The following is a 14488-nucleotide window of genomic DNA, read 5'->3' as shown; positions in this document are numbered from 1 at the left end:
GTCAGCTCTTGATGGCGCCGGTGAGCACGCCCTTGGTGAAGTACTTCTGGAGGAAGGGATAGACGAGCAGGATCGGTACGGTGGCGATCACCAGGACCGCCATCTGCACGGTCTGCGGCGCGTTGACCGTGCCCTCGCCGACCGTCGTGTCGGTGAGCCCGGAGCCGGCCACCACGTAGGTGCGCAGCACCTGTTGGAGCGGCCAGTGGTCGCTCTCCAGATACAGGGAGGCGTAGAACCAGGAGTTCCAGTACGCCACCGCGTAGAACAGTCCGACGACGGCGAGGGCCGCCTTCGACAGGGGCAGTACGACCGACCACAGCACCCGCCAGTCCCCCGCCCCGTCCAGCCGTGCGGCCTCGTACAACTCCTCCGGGATCGCCTGGAAGAACCCGCGCAGGACGACGAGGTTGAACACGTTCACGAGCACGGGAAGGATCAGCGCGCTGTACGTGTCGAGCATGCCCAGTTCCTTGACCAGCAGGAAGCCGGGGATCATGCCCGGGGGGAAGAGGAAGGTGAACAGGATCAGGAGCAGGACCGGTTTGCCGCCGAAGACGCCGGGGCGCGACAGCGCGTAGGCGAGGGTGACGGTGCAGACGAGGCTGAGCAGGGTGCCGACGAGGGTGACGCCGGCGCTGACGCCGAGGGCATGGGTGACGATGCCGCCGTCGAGGATGTCGCGGTAGGCCTTGAGGGTGGGGTGCTGGGGCCAGAGCACCCAGCCGCCGTTCGCGACGACCTCCCGCTGGGAGGCGAGCGAGGTGGAGAGGATGACGAGGAACGGCACGCACACCAGCAGGACGACGGCGACGAGGGCGACGGCCTTGGCGGCCTGGGTCGCGGGCTTCGGCTTCTCCATCCAGCCGGGCCGGGCATGGGTGCTCACCGGTATACCCCCTGTTCGCCGAGGCGGTGGGCGACCTTGTTGGCCGCGTAGACGAGCAGGGCGCCGACGGCACCCTTGAACAGGCCCGCGGCGGCGGCGAATCCGTAGTCGCCGCCGACGATGCCCTGGTAGTAGACGAAGGTGTCGATGATCTCGGCGGCCTGCGGGCCGACGGCATCCCGCTGGAGCAGCATCTGTTCGAAGCCGACCGAGAGGATGTCGCCGAGCCGCATGATGAGCAGCAGCACGATCACCGCGCGGATGGCGGGCAGGGTGACGTGCCAGAAACGGCGCCAGGGGCCCGCGCCGTCGATGGCCGCGGCCTCGTACTGCTGCTCGTCGACCTGGGAGAGCGCGGCAAGGAAGATGATCGTGCCCCAGCCGGCGTCCTTCCAGATGACCTGGGCGACGACGAGCGGTTTGAAGGCGTCCGGGTTGCCGATGATGTCCACGGTGTGCAGGCCCGCGTCGCCGAGATAGCTGTTCACCATGCCCGTGTCGCCCAGGACCTGCTGGAACAGGGCGACGACGATCACCCACGAGATGAAGTGCGGCAGGTAGGCCACCGACTGCACGAAGCGGCGGATGCTGCTGCGGGTGAGGCTGTGCAGCAGCAGGGCGAGGGCGAGCGGGACGGGGAAGTAGAAGACGATCTGCAGGACCGCGATCCAGAGGGTGTTGAGGACCGCGTCCCAGAACTCGCCGTCCTCGAACATCCGCCGGAAGTTGTCGAGACCCACCCACCGACTGCCCCAGATGCCGTCGAACGGGACGTAGTCCTTGAACGCGATGACGTTGCCGAGCAGGGCGCCGTAGTGGAAGACCAGGAAGTAGGCGAGCCCGGGGAGCATCAGCAGGAACAGCGCCCTGCCGCCACGTTCATGAAAGCGTTTCAAGCCGCGACGGGCCTCGATCGGAGGGCGGCGCGAAGGGTCCACCGCCACTGTACCTGCGTGGTCCCGCAACACAGCGGCCACGGAGCCTCCTCACCTGGGACTGTCGGGTGAGGGGAAATTAAAACGTTTCCAATGCGGGGTCAACACTTCTGACACAACTACGAGTTGAGGACACCGAGCCGGGGACGGCGCCGGTGCGGACATCAGGACAGACATCGGGGCAGACAGATGTCGGGGGCCGGCCGGCGGCCCCACTCCGCCTGACCGACCCCCGATGCGAGATCGCGTCGTACTCCGTGCTTCGGGGCGCGCACTCCCCACCTACTGACCCCGCTCGACGCTCACGAAGGCCGCGCGATCCCGGTCTCTCAGAACGTGAAGAAGCTCGTCCCGTAGGAGTTCTTCACGCACTCGTTGGCGAAGGTCCGTTCGTACGCGACGCGCTTGCCGCGCCAGACGCCCTGGACGGTGACGACCACCGGATCGAACTGCCGCGTACACAGTGCGCCGTCTCTCAGGGTCAGGGCGTCGAAGTCGCCGTTCACCGCCCGGAGTTCGGCACAGGCGTCATAGGCGGCGGGGTGGGTACCTGAGGGGGTCGGGGCGCAGTTCAGCGTGACCGCACGCTCCGGGGTGACGGTGGCGGCGGTCTCTCCGTGGCCCATGGTGAGCACCAGGGCCGAGGGGGCGTAGAGCCCTGAGGGGGCGAGAGCCGGCGTGGCGTGCGCCGGCGTGGCATGGGCCTGGCTCGTGACCGTCCGGGCCTCAGCCGTCCGGGTCGTGTGGGTCGGGTTGGCGAGGGCGGACCCCCCGAGGGGGCCGCAGACGGCAGCGGCCGTGAGGGTGAGAGTCGCTGCCCAGCGCGCGGTGGTCGGCATTGTGTGCATCCTTCCGCTCGATTGAATGCAGTACCGGCTCGGTTGGGTGCCGGTGCGGCGAGCGCGAGTCTGCCGAGTCCGGACCGGAAACACACATCGACCCCATGCGTTTCGGTAACCTTGAGTATTGAATCAGTGGCGTGAAGTTACGAAATTCGAACGTTCAAGCCCCGGAACTGAGGGGTTGTTGATCGCCAAGGGCACCCTCCTGGCCGGATCCCCCCGGCTCCGCAATAGGCCTGAAACATTCCGGTTCAGCCCCCGGCGGACTCCCTTGCTTCTTCCGCGCAACGGAGTAATCGTCATTACATGATTACTTCAGAGCAGCACGAGAAGCTGCGCGGCTGGTTCGCCGGCCGCCTGCCCGACGATCTCTTCGAGAGCCTGGTGGAGGTGACGGTCGACCGGGAGGAGATCACCGTCGTCGGCCGTATCCCCGAGCCCGGGCTCGCCGAAGGTGCCTCGGACGCCGAGAAGGAGGCGGCCGCCCAGGCCCGTATCCAGGAATTCCGCGAGCGCACCCGCGACGACCGGGTCGCGGTGGCACGGGAAGCCGAGCACCGGTTCGGCAAGAAGGTCTCCTGGGGTGCGGAGTGCGGGGGCGAGCGTGCCCTGTTCACCCACATCGCCGCGCCCGTCATGACCCGGTTGCGTCAGCCCGAGCGCCAAGTGCTCGACACCCTCATCGCCGCCGGGGTCGCGCGCAGCCGCAGCGACGCCCTCGCCTGGTGTGTCCGCCTCGTCCAGCGTCACGCCGACGACTGGCTGACGGAACTGCGCGACTCGCTGGAACATGTGCAGCGGGTCCGGGCCCAGGGTCCGGACGCCACGCCGCGGGACGCCACACCCGACGAGGAGTGACCGACCACGTCACACTGGCGGCAACAGCCGACAAGACGAGGTGGTCGCGGATGAAGTTCGGAGTGTCGACGTTCATCACCGACGAGGGCATCGGTCCCAGGGCCCTGGGGCCCGCTCTGGAAGAGCGTGGGTTCGACACGCTGCTCCTGGCCGAGCACTCGCACATCCCCGTGAGCAGGGAGACGCCGTATCCGGGCGGCGGCGAACTGCCCCGCGTCTACTACCGCACGCTCGATCCGTTCGTGGCGCTCGCCGCCGCCGCCTCCGTGACCCGGGACCTGCTCCTGGGCACGGGGATCGCTCTCGTGGTCCAGCGTGATCCGATCATCACCGCGAAGGAGATCGCCTCCCTCGACCTGATCTCCGGCGGCCGTGCCGTGTTCGGTGTCGGCGCCGGCTGGAACCGGGAGGAGATGCGCAACCACGGCACGGATCCGGCCTCCCGCGGCCGCCTGATGGACGAGCGCATTCGCGCCATGATCGAACTGTGGACGAAGGACGAGGCCGAGTTCCACGGCGACTTCGTCGACTTCGCACCGGTCTACGCCTGGCCCAAGCCGGTCCAGCGGCCGCACCCGCCCATCTGGGTCGGGGGCAACAGCGAGCGCACCTTCGCCCGCGTCGCCGAGTACGGGTCGGCGTGGCTGCCCAGCGCCCTGCCGCCCAAGGAACTGGGCCCGCGCATCGAACAGATGCGCAAGACGGCCGGTGACCGGCCGGCCGTCGTGGTCTACGCGAGCGGGAGCGACCGGGAGTCCCTCGACACCTACGCGGAACTCGGCGTCGAGCGCGTGCTGCTGTATCTGCCGACCCAGCCGGAGGACGAGACACTGCGCACACTCGACGAACTGTCCGAGGCCGTGTCCGCCCACCGCTGACGCCTTCCGGCCGCCGGGGATCGCGAGCCCACCGCGTTCCCGACGCCGGGGAATCGGAGCTCACCGTGCCGGACATGGACGAGCAGGAGGCGCGCCGCCGGTTCGTGACGGCACGGGTGGCGCGCCTGGCGACGGTGGACTCCGAGGGGCGCCCGCACCTCGTGCCCCTCGTCTTCGCGGCGCGCGGCGGCGAGATCGTCTCCGCGGTCGACCACAAACCGAAGAGGTCGCGGCGGCTGCGGCGGCTGAGCAACATCGCCGACCGCCCCGCCGTGTGCCTGCTCGTCGATGCCTACGACGAGGACTGGGAGCGGCTGTGGTGGGTACGGGCGGACGGCGACGCCCGGGTCCTGCCGCCCGGCCCGCGGGACGAGTACACGGCGGCGATCGACCTGCTGCGCGAGAAGTACGCGCAGTACCGGCAGCGGCCGCCGGACGGGCCGGTGATCGCCGTCACCGTCCACCGCTGGCACGGCTGGCGCGCCGCCCCGGAGCCCGGCCCGGAGCACTGAGCCACCGCCGGGCACCTCCCGCGACGGACACACACCGGGCTGGACGAATGCTCCACCCCGGGCACGGAAGATGGATGTTTTACCTTCTGGCGCAGGTCTCCGGCCCGGCCTTAGCGTCGGCAGATCTGCCAAGGACGGCATCCGCCGCCGCACACCCCCGCGGCGACACTGGAGCCGACCTCCCCTCGCGCCACCACGCGCTCCACCGCCCGCTTCCGGGCACAGGCACTTCGCTGGAGCACCCTTGTCCGAGAACTCCCCCGCCACGTCGTCGCCGTCTCTCACCGAGGTGGAGACCTACGGCGTCGAGCGCATCCCCGACGCGGACCGCACCGCGTCGCCGCTCGACCTGTTCAGAGTCGCCTTCGGCGGTGCGAACACCTTCTCCACCTGCGTCCTCGGGGCCTTCCCCATCCTCTTCGGCCTCTCCTTCTGGCAGGGGCTCGCGGCCACCCTCCTCGGAGTCGTCGTCGGGGCGCTGATCCTGTGCCCGATGGCGATGTTCGGCCCCGTCAACGGCACCAACAACGCGGTCGCGTCCTCCGCGCACCTCGGGGTGCACGGCCGGGTCGTCGGCTCGTTCCTGTCCCTGCTCACGGCCGTGGCGTTCTTCTCGATCTCGGTGTGGAGCTCCGGCGACGCCCTGGTCGGCGGCGCACACCGGCTGTTCGGCCTGGAGCGCAGCAACCTGTCGTACGTGGTCGCGTACGCGCTCTTCGGCTGCCTGGTGCTCGCGGTCTGCGTGTACGGGTTCCGGTTCATGCTGTTCGTCAACAAGATCGCGGTGACCTCGGCGACCGTGCTGTTCCTGCTCGGCGCGATCGCCTTCGCGGGTGACTTCGATCCCTCGTACGCCGGTGTCTTCACGGCCTCGGCCGACTCGGCGACGCAGGCGCTGTTCTGGCCCTCCTTCATCGGCTCGGCACTGATCGTGCTGTCGAACCCGGTGTCCTTCGGCGCGTTCCTCGGCGACTGGTCGCGCTACATCCCGGCGAACGCGCCGCGCCGCAAGGTCGTCGGTGCCGCGTTCCTGTCCCAGATCGCCACCCTGCTGCCGTTCGTGTTCGGGCTCGCGACCGCGAGCATCATCGCGACCAAGGCGCCGAAGTACGTCGACCCGGCAGCCCCCGACTTCGTCGGCGGTCTGCTGGCCATCTCGCCGAGCTGGTTCTTCCTGCCGGTGTGTCTGCTCGCGCTGATCGGCGGCATGTCGACGGGCACGACGTCGCTGTACGGCACCGGGCTCGACTTCTCGTCGGTGTTCCCGCGGCTGTCCCGGGTCCAGGCGACGATCCTGGTCGGAGTCCTGTCGATCGCGTTCATCTTCATCGGCCGCTTCGGGTTCGACCTGGTGCAGTCCATCTCGACGTTCGCCACGATGATCATCACCTGCACCACGCCCTGGATGGTCGTGATGATCCTCGGGTTCTACACCCGGCGCGGCTGGTACGACCCGGACGCGCTCCAGGTCTTCAACCGCCGTCAGCGCGGCGGCCGTTACTGGTTCACACACGGCTGGAACTGGCGGGGCATGACGGCCTGGTGGGTGGCCGCCGTGGTCGGTGTGCTGTTCACCAACATCCCCGGCCAGTTCGTCGGACCGCTGGGCGACCTCGCGAACGGTATCGACATCAGCCTGCCGCTGTCGCTGGCCGTCGCCGCTGTGCTGTATCTGGCGATGCTGCGACTGTTCCCCGAGCCTCGCGCGGTGTACGGGCCCGAGGGACCGCGGCTGGCCCGTACCGTCGACGTGCCGGTGCCGCCGATCACCGGTCCCGGTGCGGAGAGCGAGGGGACGCCTGCGGTGCTCGCCGTCGACGGCAGTTGATGCGCCGACGGGGAACTGGCTGACGAGCCGATGGAGAACCGGCTCGTGGAGAACCGACGGAGAACTGGCTGGTGGAGAACTGATGGAGAGCTGGCTCGACCTGTCCGTGCCCATGGTCACCGGGATGCCCGTCTACCCCGGTGACCCGGAGGTGGAGGTCTCCAGGGCGTTGCGGGTCGCCGAGCACGGAGTGAACGTCCTTCGGGTGCACATGGGGTCGCAGTCCGGTACCCATGTCGACGCGCCGTACCACGTGGACGAGGCGTGGCCCACGTTGGACGATCTGCCGCTGGAGCGGTTCGCGGGGGCGGCGGTCGTCGCCGACGTCCGTGGTCTGCCGGCGCGGGCGCCGGTCACTCCCGACCTGCTCGCCCCCGCCCTCGGCCTGCTGCGGCCCGGTTCGATCCTGCTGCTGGCCACCGGGTGGTCGCGGTACTGGGGAACCGAGGACTACCTCGCCCATCCCTGGCTCACGCCCGAGGCGGCGGAGGCCGTGGTCGCGGCGGGTGTCCTCACCGTCGGGATCGACGCGCTGAGCGTCGATCCGACCGGTCCCGTGGATCTCCCCTCCCACCGTGTGCTGTGCGGAGCGGGGGGTGTGATCGCCGAGAACCTGACCGGGCTCGGAGGCGTCGCGGACGCGCAGGCCGCGGGGTGTTCGACGGAGGTGTTCCTGTTCCCCTTGCGCCTCGCCGGGGCCGACGGGGGCCCGGTCCGGGCGACGGCCCGCATCACGCCTGGCGCGCGGTAGTCGCTGCCGGGGGGTGTGTTCGTCGGGTGCGGGAGGGTGGGGGCTGGTCGCGCAGTTCCCCGCGCCCCTCGTGCGGGGCTTCGCCCCGGATCCCGGCCCGCCCGGATTCGTTTGGCCGCGGGCCGGTGGGGGCTGGTCGCGCAGTTCCCCGCGCCCCTGAAAGCCTCACCCCGGCCGCCGTGGAGAGCGCACGCCACCCACCCCGTCCGGCACTTGAGGACGAGCCCGTCGGGCGACGCGGGGGGGGAGGTCACGGTCTGATCGTGCGGGCGATGTCCAGGGTGAGGCGTTGCCAGGGGTCGCGGGGATCGCGGGACGTCAGGGCGTGGATGCGCCGCAGGCGGTAGCGCAGGGACTGCGCGTGCAGGTGGAGCACCCGCGCGGCGGCGTTCGCCGAGCCGGCGTCGATGTACGCGGTCAGCGCCTCCATGAGATGCCGCTGCCCCGGATCGGTGAGCGGCCCGAGAACGAGGCGGGCGACCTGGTCCGGCGCGGCGGCCGGATGCCCGCCGAGCAGGGCGAGGACATGGGCGTCGGCGTCCGTGAGGACACGCCCCGGCCGGTGCGCGTGGGCGGGCGCCGTGTCGAGGGCGTCGGCGGCGAGCCGATACGCCACGGCGACCCGGTCCAGGCTCTCCCCGGTGATCGCGCAGCCCCGCCAGGACCGCGCGCCCAGCACCGCCCCCGCCCCGGCGGCAGCCGCGCCCGGCAGCAACAGAACGGCACGGGAACCCCGTACCGTCGCGGACGAAGCCACCTCGTCCCCCGGCACGGCCAACGCCTCGAGCAGCCCCGTCGCCGCGTCGAGCGCCATGTCGGGACGCTCCGCGCCCACCGGCTCGCCCACCAACAGACAATAGGGGTCCGGGAGTTGGACCCCCAGCCGGGCCGACCGGTCGCTCAGCGCGCCCACCGAGGCGTGCCGCCCGGCGATCAGGTCGTCGAGCAGCAGCCGCAGTGCCCGGTCACGGTCCGCCGCGAGATCCTCGTCGGTGGCGGCGTACGCCGTGGTCATCTCCTCGGAGAGGGTGTCGAGCGCGGTCAGCAGCATCCGGGTGAGAGCGAAGGCGTCCGCGGCGGCGAGCCGGGGCGCGCGGGCCGCGATCTCGTCGGTGAGGACGGTCGCCGCCACCCGGTAGGCCCGCAGCACCGCCTGCACGGGCCGCCCGTCCGCCGCGCGGGCCGCCGCGATGCCTCGCAGGCGCCGCAGATCCGACGGTTCGAGCGCGCCGTCGGTGACCCACAGGTGGAGGAGCCGCTCCAGGCCCCAGGCCGCGATGGCCCGTACCTCCGGCAGCCGGCTGTCATCGAGCGCGGCGTACACCGGGACCTGTTCGTGGACCGCCGAGACGATCGCCGCCACGACGCGCGGATCGGCGACCATCTCCTGCCGGACGTGTTCTCTTGCGGCAACGGGCTGACTTGTCACAGGGTGATGATTCCAGCCGCGCGATGTGCGCACCACGGTGGACGGCTCTTGTCACCTTCGCCAGGATCGACGGCGTACAGCGCGGTCTCAGGGACGAGAGGCGGGACGTACGGATGGCTAAGCATTGGGCCGACTTCCAGTACGAGATCTATCTGAACGGAATGACGGGCGCCGTACCGCGGCTGCCCACCGATCTGACCCGGCTGGAGGAGCTCACCGAGCAGCGGCTCGGGCCCGGTCCGGTCGGCTACGTGGCGGGCAGCGCGGGCAACGGGAGCACCGCCCGGGCCAACCGGGCCGCCCTCGACCGGCGCCGGATCGTGCCGCGCATGCTGCGCGACGTGCACGAACGCGATCTGTCCGTCGAGGTGCTGGGGCGCGCCCTGCCCGCGCCGCTGGCGCTCGCGCCCGTGGGCGTGCTGTCGATCATGCATCCGGACGCGGAGTCCGCCGCCGCGCGGGCCGCCGCGGCGCAGGGCGTCCCGTACATCCTGTCGTCGGCCTCCAGCACGCCCATGGAGCAGGTCGCGGAGGCGATGGGCGGGGCGGAGCGCTGGTTCCAGCTGTACTGGGCGAAGGACCGCGAGGTCACCCGGTCCTTCCTGGACCGGGCGAAGGCGGCCGGGTTCACCGCGCTGTTCGTCACTCTCGACACCCCGCTGCTGGCCTGGCGTCCGCGCGACCTCGACCAGGCGTATCTGCCGTTCCTGCACGGTGTGGGCACGGCGAACTACTTCTCCGACCCGGCGTTCCAGGCGGGTCTTGCCAAGCCGGTGCACGAAGACCCGAACGCGGCCGTGATGCACTTCGTCGGCATGTTCGCGGACCCGGGCAAGACCTGGCCCGATCTCGCGTTCCTGCGGGAGAACTGGGACGGGCCGATCGTCCTCAAGGGCATCCTGCACCCGGACGACGCCCGGCGCGCCGCCGACGCCGGGATGGACGGCGTGGTCGTCTCCAACCACGGCGGCCGGCAGGTGGCGGGGTCGGTGGCGGCGGCCGACGCGCTGCCACGGGTGGTGGAGGCGGTCGGCGAACAGCTGACCGTCCTCTTCGACAGCGGCATCCGCACCGGCGACGACGTCTTCAAGGCGCTCGCGCTCGGCGCGCGGGCCGTGCTCGTCGGACGCCCGTACGCCTATGGGCTGGGCCTGGACGGACAGGCGGGCGTCGAACACGTCGTCCGCTGTCTGCTCGCCGAGTTCGATCTCACCCTCGCCCTGTCCGGGCACGCCCGCCCCGCCGCCCTCGGCCCCGACGACCTGATCGAGGAATCCGCATGAGCCCGACCGACACCCCCGACATCCCCGACACGACCGACACGTCGGTCACCGCGGTGGCGAAGAACGTTCTGGCCGTGGTCTCGGCCCACGTCGGCGGTCGCACCGCCGGTGCCGCGCTCGCCGGCGTCTTCCCCGGCGAGGCCAAGGTCACCGTCGTGGAGACGACCGACGAGGACCCGGCCGCGCTGCGCGAGGCCCATGTCATCATCACAGGTCTCAGCCCGGTGACCGCAGAACACCTCGCCGCCGCACCGGACTTGGAACTGGTCCAGTGCGCGAGCCACGGTTTCGACTACGTCGACCTGGACGCCGCCCGCGCCAAGGGTGTGCCGGTGTGCAACATCGGCTCCAGCGGCGCCGAGAAGCAGAACGTGGCCGAGCAGACCTTCGCCCTCATGCTGGCCCTCGCCAAGCAGCTGGTCCCGGCGCACACCGCGCTCGTCGACGCCGACTGGGCGCTGCCGAGGCTGCAGCGGTCCATCACCGAGCTGTCCGGCAAGACCCTCGGCATCGTCGGGCTCGGCCACATCGGCGAGGAGGTCGCCCGGCGCGCGGTCGCGTTCGACATGAGCATCGTGTACGCCGGTCCGCAGTCCGTCGGCGCGGAGGCCGAGGCGCGACTCGGCGGCGCCCGTCATGTCGAACTCGACGAACTGCTGCGCACGTCGGACTACGTCACGCTGCACGCCCCGCTCACCGAGGAGACCCGGCATGTGCTGAACGCCGAGCGGCTCGCGCTCCTCAAGCCGACCGCGTTCGTGGTCAACACCTCGCGGGGCGCCCTGATCGACCAGGACGCCCTCGCGGACGCGCTCGAGGCGGGCGCCCTGGCCGGGGCGGGCATCGACGTCTTCGACCCCGAACCGCCCACCGCGGCCCTGCGGTTGCTCAAGTCCCCGAACGTGGTGTTGTCGCCGCACGTCGCGGGCGTCACGCGCGAGACGCTCGTACGGATCGCACTGGCGGCGGTCCAGAACGCCGCCGACTTCGTGGCGGGCAAGCTGCCACGGGACGTGGTGTCCTAGAGCCTGTCGTCACCTTCTCGTCGTCCGCCCGGCGCGCCCCGTTACAGCCCCAGCCCCTCTGCCAGGGAGGAGAGTGGAGCGGTCAGCGGGAGCGCGGGCCGGGCGCTCGTGCGGTCGCCGACCGTCACGGAACGGGGCTCGGCGGAGGACTCCGAAGGGGTCGCCGACGGGTCGGCCCTGCCGTCCGTCGGCGACGCGCTGGGCGACGCGCTCGGCTCATCGGCCGTGCTCTGCGGGGAGGGCGGCCTGCTGACCGGCCGGGTCGAGGCGCTCGCCGTCCCCGCGATCGACAGCGACCCGGGGTCGGCCGAGGCGGAGTCGGTCCGCCACCGCTGCGCGTCGGAGCCGTCCCGGTCCTTGACCACGATGTCGGCGTTCGGATCGGTGGAACTGGGCGTGACCGCGAGTCCCTCGCGCGAGCGGGACAGCAACTCGCCCCGCACGGTGAGGTCGTAGCGCACGTCGCCACCCCGCGCGGCGCTCTTCGCGACGCAGCGGTCCAGGGCGACGACACCGTCGTCGGCGTGCGAGTCCAGGCACAGCGCGGGGTCGGCGACGCTGCGCAGCAGGCCGTCGCTCTCGTACGACCACTGCTGGGTCCACGCGGACGAGCAGACGGCCAGCTCGGTCTCGGCACCGACCTCGGCCTTTCCGCCCCGGATGTCGAGGCAGAGATCGGCGGCGAGGTTGCGCAGCCGGGTCTGCTCGGTGTTGGTGGGCAGTCCGGCCGAGGTCGGGGGCGAGGAGTCGGCGGTGGGATCCGGGTCGACCGGCCTGGGCGAGACGGTGTGGCTGCTGCCGACACCCGTGGAGGCGGTCGGGTCGGCGCCACCGTCACCGTGGGACCACAGGCTGATGGTGAGTACGGTCACGAGCAGCACCGCCGAGGCCGTGCCCGCCCCTGTGAGCAGGACCTTCGAGTGCTTCTGGGCGATCTGGGCCAGCCGACCGGGGGCGGGGATCTGCGCCAGCAGACGATGGCGGCCGGCACTTCCAGGACGCCCGCCGGTTCCGAGACGCCCGCCGGTACTCACGCCTCCGCCGGCGCCCGCCCGTCCGCCGCCGAACGCGGCCTCCTCCTCGGGACGCTCCGCTTGCCGCACACGCCCCGGGCGTGCGTCGAGGTAGCGTCGCGCGCCCCAGCCGAGCACCGCTTCGGCGAGCAGAATCCCCAAGCCACCCTCGAAATAGCCGAGTTGCTCGGCCGCGTGCCGACAGTGGCGGCACTCCCCCAGATGCTGTCGGACATCCGGCAGCAAGGCGCCCCCGCGACGAATCGGGACGTCGAGCAGCCGGTTGTAGAAGCCGCATTCCTTGCTCGGCGCGAGTTCCCGGTGGGCGCGCACACATCCCTGGCGGAATTGCTCACGGGCCTGCTCCAGAGCGGCCGACGCGGTGTCGACGTCCAGGCCCGACAGACCGGCCGGTACGGAAATGTCCTCGGCCTCGACCTCGGTGTGCCACAGCAGACACTGGGCGAGGGGTGGCAAGGCATGGAAAGAACGCTCGGCGAGTTTCCGATTTTCGGTGGTCATGGACTGCGCCGCCCGCATACCCCGCCCCCCGGCGGGTTTCCTCAAATCCGGCAGAACGCCGGATATCCGGTCCTCGCCGGACCACTCGTTGACGGTGTCCCGCACGGTCACGAGGAGTCGGGGCCGCAGGGCCGCTCCGGACTCACCGCGTATCAGGCAGTCGAGGGCGTAGTGGAAGGAGGTCGCGGCGACCATCGAGGCGACGTTCGAGGAAGAGGCGAGGCAGATGGCCGCGTAGTCGTACGTCGGCTGCCAGTGCCGCGCCATCAGCAGGGCGACGGACTGCGTGGCCTCGCCCTCCGTCCGGCCTCTCAGCCGCGCGGCGAGGCCTTCGTCGGACTCCCCGGGAGCACCGCCGGGAGGATAGGACGGGCGAGGGGGGTGGGGGGTGGGCACAGAGCGGGTTCCTTCCACGGTGCAAGGTGGTGCACAGAAATTCCTTGGTCGCCGAAAAGGGAGCCCCTGCCTGGTGCACACCTTTTGACGGAGCGCCGGGAAAATGGCCGCCGGCCCGGAATACTGAACACCGATTTCATACCCGGCCATTGACCCGCGCGGTAAGTTCACCCTCGCACAACACGCTCACGACCAACAAGGCACTTGGGCAACATCCGCATATTGAAAGATAGTCAGTAACTGCGCCAACTCGCGTCGCTCGCACCGGCTTTCGAAATTTCCCGCGCCGCGTTCACGCGCCTCACCGCGGCACCACGTTCATACGCCATGGGCCCTCACGCGCCCCGTGTGAACCGCGCGCTCACTCCGGAGCCCGTCGCACGCTCCCGGCGCGCGGACCTCCGTAGTCCACTGGAACCCGGCCCTTCTCGGAGGCCCCGCGCAGGACGGCGGCTCTCCCGCGCGAAACCGGCCGCCGGCCCCGATCCTCCCGCCCTCGGCCGGCGGCCTCGGGGGCGACAGCGGGGTCGCGCGGCAGGTATCAGATCTGCCAGGAGCGCAGCCGGTCGGCCGCGCCGTAGACGTCGGCCTTGCCGGAGATCAGATCCCGGGCGAGGTCGACGAGCGCCCCATAGGGCGGGTCGATCCCGACACCGCTGACGAACATGTACGCCACCGCCGCCGAACAGGCGAAACGGGCATTGGCGGCCGGAAGCGGCTTCAGCAGGGCCAGGGTGTGCAGAAGAGCGGCGGCGCGCCAGGCCGGGTCGGAGTCGACTCCGAGGCGGGGCGGGTCGACGCGGTGCCGGGCCACGGCGGCGACCAGGGCCGAGAAGTCGTTGACCGTGGGCTGGTCGGGCAGCACCTCTTCGTGGCGCTGCAGCAGCCACGGCACGTCGATATGGATGACGGGAGCCATCGCTCAGGCCGCCCGTCCCTCACCCCTGCCGGGAGGTTCGTCCTCGGGGAAGGCGGCCGCGAACTCGTCGGCGTGCGCCGTGAAGAAGCGGCGGAACACCTCCGCGCCCTCCTTCAGCGCCCGGTGCCGCACGATGTCGGCCGCGGCCGCCTCGCGCACCAGGGCCTTCATCGACGTACCGCGCTCTTTGGCGATCTGCCGGAGGTCCTCGAGTTCACGGTCACTGAACTCCACATTCAACGCTGGCATGCCTCCACGGTACCGCGAGGGTACTTACTCGTAAATATCACCTGCTCAAGGGGTATGCACGGCGGTACCGCGAGCCAATTCAGCGAAGCCTCGTACGGGCGCTCGGCGGCGGCCCCGCTCCGGAGGGCCGGAGGGAGCGGAACCCCGCCTGGGCGTTTC

14 protein-coding genes are annotated in these 14488 nt (G+C 70.9%); 7 read left to right on the top strand and 7 right to left on the bottom strand.

The genetic code is table 11. From position 1 onward, the window contains the following. Position 1: 1 nt before the first annotated feature. The 3 genes from ACZ69M_RS11510 to ACZ69M_RS11500 form a co-directional block, all read right to left on the bottom strand. Complete coding sequence (locus ACZ69M_RS11510; protein WP_470048863.1) at positions 2 to 889, bottom strand: carbohydrate ABC transporter permease; 888 nt, start codon at positions 887 to 889, stop codon at positions 2 to 4. After that, complete coding sequence (locus ACZ69M_RS11505; RefSeq protein WP_470049338.1) at positions 886 to 1740, bottom strand: ABC transporter permease; 855 nt, start codon at positions 1738 to 1740, stop codon at positions 886 to 888. Before ACZ69M_RS11505 ends, ACZ69M_RS11510 begins: the two co-directional genes overlap by 4 nt. Before the next feature lie 413 nt (positions 1741 to 2153). Further along, positions 2154 to 2663 carry a subtilase-type protease inhibitor gene (locus ACZ69M_RS11500; RefSeq protein WP_470048861.1) on the bottom strand — a complete coding sequence of 170 codons (510 nt, stop codon included), beginning with the start codon at positions 2661 to 2663 and terminating at the stop codon, positions 2154 to 2156. A 309-nt stretch (positions 2664 to 2972) separates the two neighbouring features. Between ACZ69M_RS11500 and ACZ69M_RS11495 the strand changes: the two genes are divergently transcribed. The 5 genes from ACZ69M_RS11495 to ACZ69M_RS11475 all read left to right on the top strand — a co-directional run bounded on the left by ACZ69M_RS11495 (position 2973) and on the right by ACZ69M_RS11475 (position 7493). Then, complete coding sequence (locus tag ACZ69M_RS11495) at positions 2973 to 3524, top strand: hypothetical protein (protein ID WP_470048860.1); 552 nt, start codon at positions 2973 to 2975, stop codon at positions 3522 to 3524. 50 nt (positions 3525 to 3574) lie between these two features. Next, positions 3575 to 4402, top strand: coding sequence for an LLM class F420-dependent oxidoreductase (locus tag ACZ69M_RS11490; protein ID WP_470048859.1), 828 nt, complete (start codon positions 3575 to 3577; stop codon positions 4400 to 4402). A gap of 65 nt (positions 4403 to 4467) precedes the next feature. Next, the gene (locus tag ACZ69M_RS11485; protein ID WP_470048857.1) at positions 4468 to 4914 is read left to right on the top strand and encodes a TIGR03668 family PPOX class F420-dependent oxidoreductase; all 447 of its coding nucleotides are present in this window, start codon (positions 4468 to 4470) and stop codon (positions 4912 to 4914) included. 244 nt (positions 4915 to 5158) lie between these two features. Beyond that, on the top strand, positions 5159 to 6742 hold the full coding sequence (locus tag ACZ69M_RS11480) for a purine-cytosine permease family protein (protein WP_470048855.1): 1584 nt from the start codon (positions 5159 to 5161) through the stop codon (positions 6740 to 6742). Between the two features lie 82 nt (positions 6743 to 6824). Next, a complete protein-coding gene (locus ACZ69M_RS11475; protein WP_470048853.1) occupies positions 6825 to 7493 on the top strand; it encodes a cyclase family protein in 669 nt (222 codons plus the stop codon). Between the two features lie 250 nt (positions 7494 to 7743). Here the strand turns inward: ACZ69M_RS11475 and ACZ69M_RS11470 are convergent, their stop codons facing one another. Further along, positions 7744 to 8922, bottom strand: coding sequence for a PucR family transcriptional regulator (locus ACZ69M_RS11470; protein WP_470048851.1), 1179 nt, complete (start codon positions 8920 to 8922; stop codon positions 7744 to 7746). Positions 8923 to 9035: 113 nt separating this feature from the next. Here ACZ69M_RS11470 and ACZ69M_RS11465 point away from each other — a divergent pair, with 113 nt between their 5' ends. Then, entirely contained in the window at positions 9036 to 10205 is a 1170-nt protein-coding gene (locus tag ACZ69M_RS11465) for a lactate 2-monooxygenase (RefSeq protein WP_470048849.1), read from the top strand. Continuing rightward, entirely contained in the window at positions 10202 to 11230 is a 1029-nt protein-coding gene (locus tag ACZ69M_RS11460; RefSeq protein WP_470048847.1) for a 2-hydroxyacid dehydrogenase, read from the top strand. The genes ACZ69M_RS11465 and ACZ69M_RS11460 overlap by 4 nt, the downstream gene beginning before the upstream one ends. A 41-nt stretch (positions 11231 to 11271) precedes the next feature. On the opposite strand, the gene ACZ69M_RS11455 is transcribed toward ACZ69M_RS11460, so the two are convergent. From ACZ69M_RS11455 to ACZ69M_RS11445, 3 genes are all read right to left on the bottom strand, one after another. Continuing rightward, complete coding sequence (locus tag ACZ69M_RS11455) at positions 11272 to 13161, bottom strand: RICIN domain-containing protein (RefSeq protein WP_470048845.1); 1890 nt, start codon at positions 13159 to 13161, stop codon at positions 11272 to 11274. 541 nt (positions 13162 to 13702) lie between these two features. Beyond that, complete coding sequence (locus tag ACZ69M_RS11450) at positions 13703 to 14080, bottom strand: toxin Doc (protein ID WP_355431836.1); 378 nt, start codon at positions 14078 to 14080, stop codon at positions 13703 to 13705. Between the two features lie 3 nt (positions 14081 to 14083). Continuing rightward, the gene (locus ACZ69M_RS11445; protein WP_054234230.1) at positions 14084 to 14329 is read right to left on the bottom strand and encodes a hypothetical protein; all 246 of its coding nucleotides are present in this window, start codon (positions 14327 to 14329) and stop codon (positions 14084 to 14086) included. Positions 14330 to 14488 lie beyond the last annotated feature (159 nt).

It is taken from the genome of Streptomyces sp. NPDC107454, from assembly GCF_055582885.1.
This window is presented reverse-complemented; position numbering and strand designations above follow the sequence as displayed.